The sequence below is a fragment of the Streptomyces sp. NPDC043878 genome, from assembly GCF_056435735.1.
Window position 1 is genome coordinate 90,852 of sequence record NZ_JBWKDW010000013.1, and the last position, 15,175, is coordinate 106,026.

The following is a 15,175-nucleotide window of genomic DNA, read 5'->3' on the forward strand; positions in this document are numbered from 1 at the left end:
GTGGGAAAGGGCTCCGGTACGGACAGAGAGTCGTAGGTACTGCTACGCCGGGAGCCCGTGTCGCTCTGAAGAAGCCGGACAGCCAAGGAAGCGCCTCACCAGGAACTGGTGATGGCGCCTCGACAACCGAGGGGACATGCAACAGATGCGAGCGCAGCCTGCTACGTCTGAGGTGCGCAGGCCCGCAGCGCAACTTGTAGCATACGGGGGCAGCCGGACAGGGTCAATGCGCGAAGGCGCACACCCGGGGCGGATCACCGCATACCCGGCACCAAACCTGTCCCACGAGGCCACGAGGGCCCGGCGGTGTCCCATTCGTGACGCCGGCACGACGGGTTGAACGGAAGAGTACGACGAGGGAGCCGATCATCCAAGAGTCCGAAGCCTTCGAACCCGAAGCGACCCGGCGGGACGCGGGCGTCACGGAAAGCTCCCGGGCCAACCGGGGCTGGTGGGACCGCAACGCGGACGAGTACCAGGTCGAACACGGCACCTTCCTGGGTGACGACCGGTTCGTCTGGGGCCCCGAGGGCCTCGACGAGGTGGAGGCCGAGCTGCTCGGCCCGGCGGAGGAGCTGGCCGGCCGGGACGTCCTGGAGATCGGCGCCGGCGCGGCCCAGTGCTCGCGCTGGCTCGCGGCCCACGGCGCGCGCCCGGTCGCCCTCGACCTCTCCCACCGCCAGCTCCAGCACGCGCTGCGCATCGGCGGTTCCTTCCCCCTGGTGTGCGCCGACGCGGGCGCGCTGCCCTTCGCGGACGGTTCCTTCGATCTGGCGTGCTCGGCGTACGGGGCGCTGCCGTTCGTCGCGGACCCGGTGCTGGTGCTGCGCGAGGTGCGGCGGGTGCTGCGGCCCGGCGGCCGTTTCGTCTTCTCCGTCACGCACCCGATCCGCTGGGCGTTCCCCGACGAGCCGGGACCCGAGGGGCTGACCGTGTCCAGCTCCTACTTCGACCGCACGCCCTACGTCGAGCAGGACGACGAAGGTCGCGCGGTGTACGTCGAGCACCACCGCACGATCGGCGACCGCGTCCGGGACGTCGTCGCGGCGGACCTGCGGCTGGTGGACCTGGTGGAGCCGCGGTGGCCGGCCTGGAACACCTCGGAGTGGGGCGGCTGGTCGCCGCTGCGCGGGAACCTGATCCCGGGATCGGCGATCTTCGTGTGCGTACGGGACTGAGCGCGTGATCCGTCACGACGCCCTCGGGGCGCTGCCCGTACGCGGTGCCCTGCCCGCGCTGCGCGGCGCCCTGGAGGACCACGGAACCGCCGTCCTGGTGGCGCCGCCGGGCACCGGCAAGACGACGCTGGTGCCGCTGGCGCTGGCCGGGCTGCTCGGTGACGGGCCGACGCGCCGGGTGGTGGTGGCCGAGCCGCGGCGGATCGCGGCCCGGGCGGCGGCACGGCGGATGGCGTGGCTGCTGGGCGAGCGGGCCGGCGACAGCGTCGGCCACACCGTGCGCGGCGAGCGGGTGGTGGGACCGCGCACGCGCGTGGAGGTCGTCACGACCGGTGTGCTGCTGCAACGCCTCCAGCGGGACCAGGAGCTCGCGGGCGTCGACGTGGTGGTGCTGGACGAGTGCCACGAGCGGCATCTCGACGCGGACACGGCGGCGGCGTTCCTGTGGGACGTGCGCGAGACGCTGCGGCCGGACCTGCGGCTGGTGGCCGCGTCGGCGACCACCGACGCGCAGGGCTGGGCGCGGCTGCTGGGCGGTGCGCCGGTGATCGAGGCGCGGGGCGCGTCGTACGACGTCGAGGTGGTGTGGGCGCCGCCGCCGCGTCCCGTACGGCCGCCGCACGGCATGCGGGTCGACCCGGCGCTGCTGTCACACGTCGCGTCGGTGGTGCGGCGGGCGCTGGCCGAGCACGCGGGGGACGTCCTGTGCTTCCTGCCGGGCGTCGGCGAGATCGCCCGGGTCGCCGGGCAGCTCGGGGGCCTCGGTGCCGTGGATGTGCTCCAGGTGCACGGGCGGGCTCCGGCGGCCGTGCAGGACGCGGTGCTGGCCCCGGCCGAACGGCGGCGGGTGGTGCTGGCGACCTCGGTGGCCGAGTCCTCGCTGACGGTGCCGGGGGTAAGACTCGTCGTGGACTCGGGGCTGGCGCGGGAGCCGCGGGTCGACCACGCGCGCGGGCTGAGCGCGCTGGCGACGGTACGCGCCTCCCAGGCGGCGGGCCGGCAGCGGGCCGGGCGTGCCGGCCGTGAGGCGCCGGGCGTGGTGTACCGGTGCTGGGCGGAGGCGGAGGACGCGCGTCTGCCGCGTTTCCCGTCCCCCGAGATCAAGGTGGCCGACCTGACGGCGTTCGCCCTGCAGACGGCCTGCTGGGGTGATCCGGAGGCGTCCGGTCTCGCCCTGCTGGACCCGCCGCCGGCCGGGGCGATGGCGGCGGCACGCGGTGTGCTGTCGGCGATCGGGGCGGTCGACTCCGCGGGCCGGGCCACCGGGCGGGGCGTGCGGCTGGCCCGGCTGGGCCTGCATCCACGGCTGGGCCGGGCGCTGCTGGACTCGGCGCCCCTGATCGGCGCGGACCGGGCCGCCGAGGTCGTCGCGCTGCTCAGCGAGGAGGCGCCGCGGGAGTACGGCGACGACCTGGCGGCCGCCCTGCGGACCGCCCGGCGCGGAGGCGACGCCTACGCGGGACGTTGGCGGACGGAGACACGCCGCCTACGCACCCTCGCACCGGAGCGGGCGAGCGGGGGCACCGGGGAGCGGGCGGACGGGGACACCGGGACCGCACATGGCCCCGGGAACCGTGACGCCCGCGCCGCGACCGAACCCGGCAGCCGTACCGCCCGCGGCGCGACAGGCCCCGCGAGCCATGACGCCCGCACCGCCGCCGCCCCCGCGAGCCGTACCGCCCGCGCCGCGACCGGCCCCGCCGCCGGCACCCGGTCCGCGCCCCAGGTCGTCGCCGGCGCCCGGGAGGGGAGCGCCGGGCCGGCGTCGGCCTGGTCGTCGGTGGGGGCCGGAGAGGACGGGGCCGTCGGGGTCGTGGCCGCGTTGGCCTTTCCCGAGCGGCTGGCCAGGGCCGACGGCGGTTCGCTGCTGATGGTTTCCGGGACCCGTGCCGAGGTGCGCGAGGGCTCCGCCCTGGGCGCCGCCTCCTGGGTCGCGGTGGCCGTCGCCGACAGGCCCGTGGGCAAGGGGCACGCGCGCGTGCAGCTCGGTGCCGTCGTCGACGAGGAGGTCGCCCGGTACGCGGCCGGCGCCCTGGTCGAGGAGCGGGACGAGGTGCGCTGGGGCGGCGGGGACGTCGTCGCGCGGCGGGTCGAACGGCTGGGCGCGGTGGAACTGGCGGTGCGGCCCCTGGCCGACGCCGACCCCGCCCTCGTACGCGAGGCGCTGCTCGACGGGCTGCGGCGCGAGGGGCTCGGGCTGCTGAGGTGGTCGGCCGAGGCGGACGTACTGCGCCGGCGGCTCGCTTTTCTGCACCTGCACCTGGGCGACCCGTGGCCGGACGTGTCCGACGACGCCCTCCACGCGCGCGTGGACGAGTGGCTGGAGCCCGAGCTGGGCCGGGCGCGGCGGCGCGCCGGTCTCGCGCGGATCGACGCCGGGAAGGGGCTCACCCGGCTGCTGCCGTGGGCGTCCGGTGAGGCCGCGCGCCTCGACGAGCTGGCGCCCGAACGGATCACCGTGCCCAGCGGCTCGGCGGTCCGGATCGACTACTCCCGCCCCGAGCAGCCCGTCCTCGCGGTGAAACTGCAGGAGATGTTCGGGCTCCAGGAGTCGCCGGCCGTCGCGGGCGTACCCGTTCTCGTCCATCTGCTCTCCCCGGCCGGCCGGCCCGCCGCCGTCACCGCCGACCTCGCCTCCTTCTGGAAGGACGGCTACAAGGGGGTACGCGCGGAGCTGCGGGGCCGGTATCCCAAGCACCCCTGGCCCGAGGACCCGGCCACGGCCGAACCGACGCGGCACACCAACGCCCGGCTCAGGCGGTGACCGGTTCCGGTTCGCTGTCCCGTGCGGGTGCCGGGTCGGCCGGGTGCCGTCCGCGCGCCTCCAGCCACAGGGAGAGGGACAGCAGCAGTACGCCGAGGGCCAGGAAGCCCCACGGCAGGTAGGACGTCATCAGCAGGACCAGGGTGCGGTTGGACTTGACGAGGGCGACGGTGTGCTCGATGTAGTCCTCACGCATCTTCACGTGGCCGGCGAACGCGGTCACCTTCCCCCGGCCGCCGAGCAGCGTGCCGCCGCGCAGCTCCTCCTTGTGGATCTCCTCGCCGTAGACGGGGGCGCCGGTCAGCGGTTCGACCCAGAACCTGCGGACGGTGGTGTACCAGATGGTCATGCCGGTCTTGGCGACGGACTCGGGGGTGATGCCCGCGACCGGCATGATCTTGGGGAACCTGACCTGGGTCCACGGGACGGTCTGCTCGAAGTAGTAGACGCCGATGCCCCGGAAGTCGCGGGTGCCCTTGTAGTGGATGGGGGACGTCGTCCGGGTCTGCGCGTCGAAGTACTGGTAGTCCCGCTTCTCCGTCAGGAACGGCCACTTGAACTCGATGCCCTGGCGTCTGACCGGGTCGCCGTCGACCATCTCGCCGGTGGCGTGGACGGGTTCCTGGGAGTGGGCGTCGAAGATGTAGCGCTCGGGGATCTTGGAGATCATCTTGCCGTCGGGGCCCTGGGCGTAGGACAGGCCGTCCCAGACGACCACGTCCCGGTGCGCGGTCCGTTCGATGGCCTCCGACGCCTCCACGTTGCCCTTGAGGGTCTGCACGATGGTGACCTTGGAGACCTTCCTGGCCTTCATCGAGGCGTCGAGGACGGTCGCGTCCTTGGCCTCCAGCACCATGTCCTGGTACTGGTTCGCCGGGATCTTCGCCAGACGCGGGAAGGCGTACCAGCGCAGCAGCGGGGACAGCGCCGCGAAGAACACGGCGAGGGCGAGCAGGACCAGGGCGGCCTTACGACGCATCTCGGCCTCCTTGGCGGGCGGCCCGGACGGCCGGGCGGTGGGGGCGGACGGTTCGCGGGCGGTTCACGGGTGCGCCGGCACCGTCGTCAGCAGGGGCTTCGGGGAGGTCGTCCCTGTCGGCGTGCCCAGCGCGGTGAGCGTGAGGACCAGGGCGAACGCGAGCGCGAGACCGGTCGCGGCGGCGATCAGGGCGCGCATACGGACCTCCCTGCGAACACAACTGATAGGTCGTCAGGTCGGGCACGGTAGCAACGGGCGGACGAGATGAGAACACGTCGTACGACACCGGCGGCGCCCCTCTCCGTGAGGGGCGCCGCCGGTGTGCGGACGGGTACTGCCGCCAGCGCTACGCGGAGGGGCTCGCCGACGTGCTGGGGGTCGTGCTGGGCGAGGTGCTCGGAGAGGCGCTCGGGTCGGTGCCGGGCGGCGTCGTCTCGGCGGCGGCCACCGTCAGTTCGACCGTCAGCGTCGCGCCGCCCGCGGTGGTGATGCGCAGCAGGAACGTGCCGGCGGTGTCGTCGGCGTACAGCTTCGGCAGTTTCAGCAGGCCGTTCGCGTCCGTGACGAGACCGGTCAGGGTGCGGACGGTCTTGCCGTCCGCGTCCTTGAAGTAGGGGCCCTTGTCGTTCACGGTCGCGTCGGCCGCCGACGTGACCAGCGTGGCGGTGGCCGCGACCTTGCCGGCGGCGGCGCCCTTGTAGGTGGCCTTCACCTCGATCTGGTTCGCGAACTCGCCGCCCGGGGCGGTCGTCTGCGCCGTGTCGGTGGTGCGGGCGAGGGCGTCGGCGGTCCGCTCGGTGACGGTGGCCGTGTAGTCGACACCGCTCACCGTGCCGCGGCCGACGACGGCGGCACGGACGGTGACGTCGCCCGTCTTCTCGCCTGCCTGCAGCGCGGGCGCCACGGCCACACCGGAGCCGTTGGTGGCGACCGTGGCGACGCTCTCGCCGCCGGCGAACGTCGTGTCGGTGCCACCGGTGATCGTGAACCGGATGCGGACCTTGGCCACGGACTTGCCGGCCTTGGTCTCGGCCCTGGTGCTGATCTTCCGGGTGAACGCCTGGCCGGCGGTCGCCGTGAGCTTCCCGGTGCCCGCGTCCTCCAGGTGGTCCACGGTGTCGGTGGCGGTGGGCGGCTTGCCGGGCTCACCCGGCTTGCCCGGCTTGTCCGGGGTGGTGGGCGGCGGGGTCGGCTTCGGGTCCGCGGGCTTGCCGGGCTTGTGCTCGGGGGTCTGCGAGGCCGGCGGCGACGGCTCGGGGCTCGCACCGGTGCCCTCGTCACTGCGGCCGGAGGGGAGGGTGCCGGTGCCGTCCGGGATCTCGTGGGTGCCCTCGCGGTAGTACTCCAGCCACGACAGGACCGTGTTCAGGTAGTCCGTCGAGTTGTTGTAGCTGAGGATCGCCCGGTTCAGGTCGCCCTGGGTGGACAGGTCCCAGTCATAGCGGCAGAGGTAGTGGCCCGCGGCGAGCGCTGCGTCGTAGACGTTGTTGGGGTCCTTCTTGCCGTCGTCGTTGCCGTCGCGGCCCGCCCACCCCCAGGTGGACGGGATGAACTGCATGGGGCCGACGGCCTGGTCGTAGCTGCTGTTGCCGTCGTAGGCGCCGTTGTCGGTGTCCGCGATCAGCGCGAAGCCGTTGCCGTCGAGCTGCGGGCCGAGGATCCTGCCGATCGTGGTGCCGTTCGCGTCGACGCGGCCACCGCGGGCCTGGCCCGACTCGACCTTGCCGATGGCGGCGAGCAGTTGCCAGGGCAGGTTGCAGCCCGGCTTCGTCTCGCGCAGCTCGGCCTCGGCCTTCTTGTACGCGTCCAGGACGGTCGCGGGTATGCCCGCCTCGGCCTCCGCCTGCGAGACGGGGGTGCCGATGATCGGCGCGGGACTCGGGCTCTTCAGCGGCGGAAGGTCCGTGTAGTACGGCGAGTTGCCGGTCGCGGCGCCGCCGTCAGCGGTGGTCGCGTCCGCCGCGGGCTGGGCGCCGGTGGTCTGTCTGCCGGTGTCGTCGACCGTCACCCCCGGAGCCTGGGACGCGGACAGAGCCGCGACCGCGACCGCGGCCACAGCGGTCGTCGCAGCTCCCTTGCGCAGCCTGCTGCCGAATTGCGCCGCCATAAACCGAACCCTCCCGTGGACGCCCGAGCGCCCGTCTCTGTCTGCCGCTGCCTGAGCGCTCTCCGCGCCCCGCCGTGCCGTCTTCCCGCCTGCCGTGACTCCCGCCGCGCCCTGCGGTGAGGTGTGCTCGTTCTGTTGTGACGATCGACTCGCGGTGCTGGTTGCCCCGGTGGCGCCTGTAGGTTCCGTGTTCGGTCGGTTCGACGTCACCGCCCGGCACGGGGGCCCAGGCGACCCTACGACAACTTCCTTTCCTCGGGCACCCGTTCGCGCCCGGTTTTCACCGGTTGGCCATGTCATGTTGGGGCGGGGCGGCGTCGCCCATACTGGCCCGGAGTGATCTCCTGGCCGAACACCCGGCCGAAGTCCGCCCCGAGGAGCTCCGTTGCCCTTCACACTCAGCCACGCGGCGGCCGTCCTGCCCGCCCTGCGCCCCGACGGAACCGGCCGGGGCCGCCTGGTGCCGGCCGTGCTCGTGGCCGGTTCCTTCGCACCCGACATGACCTACTTCGCGGCGAGTGTCCTGTCCGGAGGAATGGAGTTCGGCAGCTTCACGCACTCCGTCGCGGGTGTCTTCACCGTCGACGTGCTCATCGCCTGGGCGCTGACGGGACTGTGGCTGCTGGTGCGCGAGCCGCTGGTGGCGCTGCTGCCGCGAGCCCGTCAGGGCCCGCCGGCCGCGTTGCTGCGCTGCGGGGCGCCGCGCACGCGGGTACGGCCGTCGTCGGTGGTGTGGTGGTACCTGTCCGCGGCGCTCGGCGCGCTGACCCACGTCGTGTGGGACGCCTTCACGCACCACGACCGGTGGGGGGTACGCCTGCTGCCCGTCCTGGGCCGGGAGATGAGGGGCTCCCCCGTGTACTGGTACCTCCAGTACGGCAGTTCCGTGGTGGGCGCCGTCGTGGTCGTCGCGTTCCTGGTGCGTGCCCTGCGGCGGGCACCGGCGGCCGCCGAACCGGCGGGCCTCGCGGCCCTGTCGGTACGGGACCGGTACGGGGCCGCCGCCGTGGTCGGCGGCTGCGCGCTGCTGGGAGCGGTACAGCGGGTGACACGGTGGTGGGAGCACCGGCGGTCCGGGGCCAGGACCTGGGAGGTGATCCCGACCCTGTGCTTCGGGGTGGGCGCGGGACTGGTCCTGGGCGTGGTGTTGTACGCCGCCGGGATCAGGCTGTGGCGTCCGGCCGGGGGGTCGGACGACGCTCGGGGAGAGGCCGAACGGGAACGGACCCGGTCGAGTCCCCGTTGACGGGGCCGGTCTGGTTCCTGGCGGGGGCGCCGGGGCTGTTCGGGGGCGCGGTGGCGGGGGCGTTCGGGTCCGCCGGTGCGGCGGGGGGCGCGGTGGCCGGGGTGTTCGGGTTCGCCGGTGCGGCGTTGGGACCCGCTATTGCGGGGGCGTTCGGACCCGCTGGTGCGGGGGCGTTCGGGTCCACCGCTGCGGGGGCGCTCGGGGTGCCCGTGGCCTGGCCGGGGGTTCCGGGGTCTCGGGTCCGGGGGCCGGTGGTCGCGGGGGGCCCGGGGGTCCTGGCGGGGAGCGGGGGTGCGACGAAGACCGTGACGGTCGCGGGTGGGCGTGGCCGCGAGAGCCTGGTCAGGGCGAGGGTCAGGTAGCCGCGGCCCAGGTCGGCCCACAGGCGCCAGTCGGGCGCCGCGTGCAGGCGTACGGCGTCCCGTGCGGGCGCGAGCCGGGCGCGCAGGACCGCGGTGGCGTGGCGTGGCGCGGCCAGGGGGCCGGCGGGGACGCGGGCGGTGCTTGCGGCCGCCGCGAAGACCGGGACCGGTGGGCGGGGCGTGGGCGGGGGCGCGTCGGCGTTCGCCTGGGCGTGCGTCCTTGCCTGGGCCGTCCGGCGGTGGAGCATGCGTATACCCATGGCCGCATCCTCACGGGGGTGGCCTCGGGGAGGCTTCTTCGCGGGGGCCAGCGGAGTGACGGGCGCTGCGGGGAGCTCGGCCGCTCGGGCGGTGGGGTGGCTGCGGGTGGGTGGTGGCTGGTCGCGCCGTTCCCCGCGCCCCTGGAGGCCGCTTGCGCCGGTGGGCTTGGGCGGTGCATCGGGGCTTGTCGCGCAGTTCCCCGCGTCCCTTCGGGGGCTTGCCAGCGTCGCCGAGTGGGCGCCCCTTCAGGGGCTTGCCAGCGTCGCCGAGTGCCGGAACGTCGTGGCATGTCGCGCCGTTCCCCGCGCCCCTTCGGGGGCTTCCCGCCGTTCCCCCCTGGGGCACGACCGGCCCGCGTCCCTTTCGGGGCGCGGGGCGGTCGTGTTCGGGGTCAGTGGGCTGCTGATTCCCAGTCGGGGCCTACCCCTACCGAGACGTCCAGGGGGGCGCGGAGCCGGACCGCGCCGGCCATTTCCCGGCGGACGAGTTCTTCCACGGCCGTGCGCTCGCCGGGGGCGATCTCCAGGACGATTTCGTCGTGCACCTGGAGGAGCATGCGGGAGGTGAGGTCCGCCTCGCGCAGCGCCCGGTCCACGTGGAGCATGGCGATCTTGACGATGTCCGCCGCGGTGCCCTGGATGGGCGCGTTCAGCGCCATGCGCTCGGCCGCCTCGCGGCGCTGGCGGTTGTCACTGTTGAGGTCGGGGAGGTAGCGGCGGCGTCCGAAGAGCGTCGCGGTGTAGCCGGTCGCCCTGGCCTCGTCGACGGCCCGGCGCAGATAGTCCCGTACGCCGCCGAAGCGCTCGAAGTAGGCGTCCATGAGGGCGCGGGCCTCGGCCGCCTCGATGTTCAGCTGCTGGGAGAGGCCGAAGGCCGACAGGCCGTACGCCAGGCCGTAGGACATCGCCTTGATCTTGCGCCGCATCTCCGCGTCCACCGCGGAGCGCTCGACCGCGAACACCTGCGAGGCCGCCGTGGTGTGCAGGTCCTCGCCGGAGGTGAAGGCCTCGATCAGGCCGGCGTCCTCGGAGAGGTGCGCCATGACGCGGAGTTCGATCTGGCTGTAGTCGGCCGTCATCAGCGACTCGAAGCCCTCGCCGACGACGAAGCCGCGACGGATCGCCCGGCCCTCGTCCGTGCGGACGGGGATGTTCTGCAGGTTCGGGTCCGTCGAGGACAGACGGCCGGTCGCGGCGACGGTCTGGTTGAAGGTCGTGTGGATACGGCCGTCCGCCGCGACCGTCTTGATCAGGCCCTCGACCGTGACGCGCAGCTTCGCCTGCTCGCGGTGGCGGAGCATGACGACGGGGAGTTCGTTGTCGGTCTGGGCGGCCAGCCAGGCCAGGGCGTCGGCGTCGGTGGTGTAGCCCGTCTTGGTCTTCTTCGTCTTCGGCAGGCCGAGCTCGCCGAACAGGACCTCCTGGAGCTGCTTGGGCGAGCCGAGGTTGAACTCGTGCCCGGCCGCCGCGTGCGCCTCCTTCACTGCCTGCTGGACGGCGCCCGCGAACATCTGCTCCATGGCCTCCAGGTGGGCCTTGTCGGCGGCGATGCCGTACCGCTCCAGCCGGGCCAGGAGCGCGGAGGTGGGCAGTTCCACGTCACGCAGGAGGTCCGCCGCGCCGACCTCCTCCAGACGGCTCGTGAAGGCCGCCCCGAGGTCCAGGACGGCGCGGGCCTGCACCATCAGCGCCTCGGCCTCCGCGCCGTCGTCGGCTCCGAAGGCGAGCTGGCCGTCGGCCGTGGCGGCGGGCGCCAGCTCCCGGCCCAGGTACTCCGTGGACAGCGCGTCCAGGTCGAAGGAGCGGCGGCCGGGCTTGACCAAATAGGCGGCGAGCGCGGTGTCCATGGTGACGCCGGCGACGCGCCAGCCGTGCTCGGCGGCGACCCGCATCACGGCCTTGGCGTTGTGCAGCACCTTGGGACTGGCGTCGTCGGCGAGCCACGCGGCGAACGCGCCCTCGTCGCTCTCGTCCAGCTGGGAGGGGTCGAACCAGGCCGCCGCTCCCCCCGCCGCGGCGAGCGCGACCTCCGCGACCGAGCCGGTGCCGAGAGCCCAGGTGTCGACCGTGGCGAGCCCGAGAGGCTCGGTGGCGTGCTCGGCGAGCCAGGGCGCGACCTCGCCGGTGCCGAGGACGCTGGTGTCGAGCTCGACACCGGCCAGGAGCACCGGGGCCTCCTCGGCCTCCTCGGCGCCCGGGTCGACGGCCAGCAGCCGTTCGCGCAGCGAGGGGTTCCTGATCTCCAGGGTGTCGAGGACCATCGCGACGCCCTGGCGGTCGTACGGGGCGCGCTGGAGGTCGGTGACCGTGCCGGGCAGTTCCACGGTCCGCACCATCTCGGTCAGCCGCCGGTTGAGCTTGACGGACTCCAGGTGGTCGCGGAGGTTCTGCCCGGCCTTGCCCTTGACCTCCTCGACCCGCTCGACGAGTTCCGCGAACGACCCGAACTGGTTGATCCACTTCGCGGCGGTCTTCTCGCCGACGCCGGGGATGCCGGGGAGGTTGTCGGACGGGTCGCCGCGCAGGGCCGCGAAGTCGGGGTACTGGGCGGGCGTCAACCCGTACTTCTCGAAGACCTTCTCCGGGGTGAACCGGGTGAGCTCGGAGACGCCCTTGGTCGGATACAGCACCGTGGTGTGCTCGGACACCAGCTGGAAGGAGTCCCGGTCGCCGGTGACGATCAGCACGTCGAAGCCCTCGGCCTCGGCCCGGGTGGCGAGCGTGGCGATGACGTCGTCCGCCTCGAAGCCGTCGATCGCGAACCGCGAGACGTGCATCGCGTCGAGGAGCTCTCCGATCAGTTCGACCTGGCCCTTGAACTCGTCCGGCGTCTTGGAGCGGTTGGCCTTGTACTCCGTGAACTCCTCGGACCGCCAGGTCTTGCGGGACACGTCGAAGGCCACCGCGAAGTGCGTGGGCGACTCGTCACGCAGCGTGTTGGCCAGCATCGACGCGAAGCCGTAGATCGCGTTCGTCGGCTGGCCGGTCGCGGTGGTGAAGTTCTCCGCGGGCAGCGCGAAGAACGCGCGGTAGGCCAGCGAGTGCCCGTCCATGAGCATGAGCCGCGGGCGGCTGTCTCCTGAGGGCCTGTCCGTCTTCTTCGATGCTGTCTCTGCCACGCCCCCGATCCTGCCACGCCCCACTGACAGCCGGACCCGGCCCCACCCGCGACCAGGGCCCCGCACCCCCCGCCGCACCGCCCGCGCACCGCGGTCGTCGCCCCTGTCCCGGGCCCGCCCGACCGGGATCGATGTCGCCGGCGCGTGCGAGTATCGACGGCGTGCAGGTCCCCGGGGTGCCCCCCGAAGGACGCGGCACACGCGCCGGCGAATGCGAAGGAGAGCGCCCCGATGGCAGCCAAGTCCCCCAAGGGTGATCCGGTTCAGGACGCGCCGCAGGTCACCCGCCCCAAGCACGCGGCGGCGGGGCTCCCGGCCATCGGTCACACCCTGCGCATCGCCCAGCAGCAGATGGGGGTGAAGCGCACCGCGCTGACCCTGCTGCGCGTCAACCAGAAGGACGGCTTCGACTGCCCGGGCTGCGCCTGGCCGGAGCCGGCGCACCGGCACGCGGCGGAGTTCTGCGAGAACGGCGCGAAGGCGGTCGCGGAGGAGGCCACGCTGCGCCGGGTCACCCCGGAGTTCTTCGCCGCGCGTCCCGTCGCCGACCTCGCCGGCCGCAGCGGCTACTGGCTGGGCCAGCAGGGCCGCCTGACACACCCCATGTACCTGCCCGAGGGGGCGGAGCACTACGAACCGGTGACGTGGGAGCGGGCCTTCGACATCGTCGCCGAGGAACTCGCCGCCCTCGGCTCCCCCGACGAGGCGCTGTTCTACACCTCGGGACGCACCAGCAACGAGGCCGCCTTCCTCTACCAGCTGTTCGCGCGTGAGCTCGGCACCAACAACCTGCCGGACTGCTCGAACATGTGCCACGAGTCGTCCGGCTCGGCCCTGTCGGAGACCATCGGCGTCGGCAAGGGCAGCGTCCTGCTGGAGGACCTCTACAAGGCCGACCTGATCGTCGTCGCCGGCCAGAACCCCGGCACCAACCACCCGCGCATGCTGTCCGCCCTGGAGAAGGCGAAGGCCAACGGCGCGAGGATCATCAGCGTCAACCCGCTGCCCGAGGCGGGCCTGGAACGCTTCAAGAACCCGCAGACCCCGCAGGGCATGCTCAGGGGTGCCGCCCTCACCGACCTGTTCCTGCAGATCCGTATCGGCGGCGACCAGGCCCTGTTCCGTCTCCTCAACAAGCTGATCCTCGAGGCAGAGGGCGCGGTGGACGAGGAGTTCGTCCGCGAACACACCCACGGCTTCGAGGAGTTCGCCGCTTGCGCCCGCGAGGCGGACTGGGACCAGACCCTCACCGCGACCGGCCTCACGCGCGCGGAGATCGAGGAGGCCCTGCGCATGGTGCTCGCCTCGCGGCGCACCATCGTGTGCTGGGCGATGGGCCTCACCCAGCACAAGCACTCCGTGCCGACGATCCGCGAGGTCGTCAACTTCCTTCTGCTGCGCGGCAACATCGGCCGCCCGGGGGCGGGCGTGTGCCCGGTGCGCGGCCACTCCAACGTGCAGGGCGACCGCACGATGGGCATCTTCGAACGCCCCGCCCCCGCCTTCCTGGACGCCCTGGAGAAGGAGTTCGGCTTCGCGCCGCCGCGCGAGCACGGCTACGACGTCGTAGGCGCGATCCGCGCCCTGCGCGACGGCGACGCCAAGGTCTTCTTCGCCATGGGCGGCAACTTCGTCTCCGCCTCCCCCGACACGGAGGTCACCGAGGCCGCCATGCGGCGCGCACGGCTGACCGTGCACGTGTCGACCAAGCTCAACCGCTCCCACGTCGTCACCGGCGCCCGCGCGCTGATCCTGCCGACCCTCGGACGCACCGAGCGCGATCTCCAGAGCGGCGGCGAGCAGTTCGTGACCGTCGAGGACTCCATGGGCATGGTGCACGCCTCCCGGGGCCGCCTGGAGCCGGCGAGCACGCACCTGCTGTCCGAGCCGGCCATCGTCTGCCGGCTGGCGCGCCGGGTGCTCGGCGCGAACAGCAAGGTCGGCTGGGAGGAGTTCGAGAAGGACTACGCCACGATCCGCGACCGCATCGCGCGGGTGATCCCGGGCTTCGAGGACTTCAACGCGCGCGTGGCCGATCCGGGCGGCTTCGCCCTGCCGCACGCCCCGCGCGACGAGCGCCGCTTCCCGACCGCGACCGGGAAGGCCAACTTCACCGCCGCCCCGGTCGAGTACCCCGCGCTGCCCGAGGGCCGGCTGCTGCTGCAGACGCTGCGCTCGCACGACCAGTACAACACCACGATCTACGGCCTCGACGACCGCTACCGGGGCATCACCAACGGCCGCCGGGTGGTCCTCGTGAACCCGGAGGACGCCCGCGCGCTGCAGGTGGCCGAGGGCTCGTACGTCGACCTGGTGAGCGAGTGGAAGGACGGCGTGGAGCGGCGGGCGCCCGGTTTCCGCGTCGTGCACTACCCGACCGCCCGGGGCTGCGCCGCCGCGTACTACCCCGAGACCAACGTGCTGGTCCCGCTGGACGCCACCGCCGACACCAGCAACACCCCGGCCAGCAAGTCCGTGGTGGTGCGTCTGGAACAATCGGCGACCGACTGAGCGTTCGCTCAGTGGACGAGCAGCCGTACTGGTCACGAGAAACGGAGCCGGACCCATGGGCGAGCAGCACCACGTGAAGTTCCCGCAAGAGGTCGTCGAGGAGTACGCCGCGCTCGGCGTCGACCTGCCCGCCCTGTTCTCCGCGGGGCATCTCGGGACGCGCATGGGCGTGCAGATCGTGGAGGCGTCCGCGGAGCGCGTGGTCGGCACCATGCCGGTCGAGGGCAACACCCAGCCCTACGGCCTGCTGCACGGCGGCGCCTCCGCGGTGCTGGCGGAGACGCTGGGCTCGGTCGGCTCGATGCTGCACGGCGGCAGCTCCAAGATCGCCGTCGGCGTCGACCTGAACTGCACCCACCACCGCGGGGCCCGCTCCGGCCTGGTCACCGGAGTGGCCACCCCCGTGCACCGGGGGCGCTCCACGGCGACGTACGAGATCGTGATCAGCGACGAGGAGGGCCGGCGCGTGTGCAGCGCCCGGCTCACCTGCCTCCTGCGGGACGTGACCTCGAGCGACGAGCAGCGGGTGGCCACGACCGGCTGACCGGACACGGCGGCCGGCCCCGCTCCCCGCGGCGGCGGCACCGGACCACCGGCGCGCCGCGCGGCCCTGCCCCTGGCCCGATCCCCCGGACAGGCCCTAGCGTCA

9 protein-coding genes are annotated in these 15,175 nt (G+C 73.5%); 5 read left to right on the forward strand and 4 right to left on the reverse strand.

The window, feature by feature from the left end; genetic code table 11:
• Nucleotides 1–317 precede the first annotated feature (317 nt).
• Both AC07AZ_RS19490 and AC07AZ_RS19495 read left to right on the forward strand, forming a co-directional pair.
• Complete coding sequence (locus tag AC07AZ_RS19490) at nucleotides 318–1,178, forward strand: class I SAM-dependent methyltransferase (RefSeq protein ID WP_478849292.1); 861 nt, start codon at nucleotides 318–320, stop codon at nucleotides 1,176–1,178.
• 4 nt (nucleotides 1,179–1,182) lie between these two features.
• On the forward strand, nucleotides 1,183–3,942 hold the full coding sequence (locus AC07AZ_RS19495; RefSeq protein ID WP_478849294.1) for an ATP-dependent RNA helicase: 2,760 nt from the start codon (nucleotides 1,183–1,185) through the stop codon (nucleotides 3,940–3,942).
• Here AC07AZ_RS19495 and pgfA read toward each other — a convergent pair.
• The 3 genes from pgfA to AC07AZ_RS19510 form a co-directional block, all read right to left on the reverse strand.
• Nucleotides 3,932–4,921 (reverse strand): cell envelope lipid trafficking protein PgfA, encoded by a 990-nt coding sequence (pgfA, locus tag AC07AZ_RS19500; RefSeq protein ID WP_478849296.1) that lies wholly within the window; start codon nucleotides 4,919–4,921, stop codon nucleotides 3,932–3,934. The genes AC07AZ_RS19495 and pgfA overlap by 11 nt on opposite strands.
• 63 nt (nucleotides 4,922–4,984) lie before the next feature.
• Nucleotides 4,985–5,119 (reverse strand): SPW_0924 family protein, encoded by a 135-nt coding sequence (locus AC07AZ_RS19505; protein ID WP_478849298.1) that lies wholly within the window; start codon nucleotides 5,117–5,119, stop codon nucleotides 4,985–4,987.
• 148 nt (nucleotides 5,120–5,267) lie between these two features.
• Entirely contained in the window at nucleotides 5,268–7,028 is a 1,761-nt protein-coding gene (locus AC07AZ_RS19510) for a lytic transglycosylase domain-containing protein (protein ID WP_478849300.1), read from the reverse strand.
• Nucleotides 7,029–7,413: 385 nt separating this feature from the next.
• Between AC07AZ_RS19510 and AC07AZ_RS19515 the strand changes: the two genes are divergently transcribed.
• Nucleotides 7,414–8,274 (forward strand): DUF4184 family protein, encoded by an 861-nt coding sequence (locus AC07AZ_RS19515; protein ID WP_478849302.1) that lies wholly within the window; start codon nucleotides 7,414–7,416, stop codon nucleotides 8,272–8,274.
• Nucleotides 8,275–9,288: 1,014 nt separating this feature from the next.
• On the opposite strand, the gene polA is transcribed toward AC07AZ_RS19515, so the two are convergent.
• The gene (gene polA / locus AC07AZ_RS19520; RefSeq protein ID WP_478849304.1) at nucleotides 9,289–12,015 is read right to left on the reverse strand and encodes a DNA polymerase I; all 2,727 of its coding nucleotides are present in this window, start codon (nucleotides 12,013–12,015) and stop codon (nucleotides 9,289–9,291) included.
• A gap of 231 nt (nucleotides 12,016–12,246) precedes the next feature.
• Between polA and AC07AZ_RS19525 the strand changes: the two genes are divergently transcribed.
• The gene (locus tag AC07AZ_RS19525; RefSeq protein WP_478849306.1) at nucleotides 12,247–14,526 is read left to right on the forward strand and encodes an FdhF/YdeP family oxidoreductase; all 2,280 of its coding nucleotides are present in this window, start codon (nucleotides 12,247–12,249) and stop codon (nucleotides 14,524–14,526) included.
• A 55-nt stretch (nucleotides 14,527–14,581) separates the two neighbouring features.
• Nucleotides 14,582–15,070: a PaaI family thioesterase gene (locus AC07AZ_RS19530; protein ID WP_478849308.1), complete on the forward strand. Its 489-nt coding sequence runs from the start codon at nucleotides 14,582–14,584 to the stop codon at nucleotides 15,068–15,070.
• The last annotated feature ends 105 nt before the right edge of the window (nucleotides 15,071–15,175 follow it).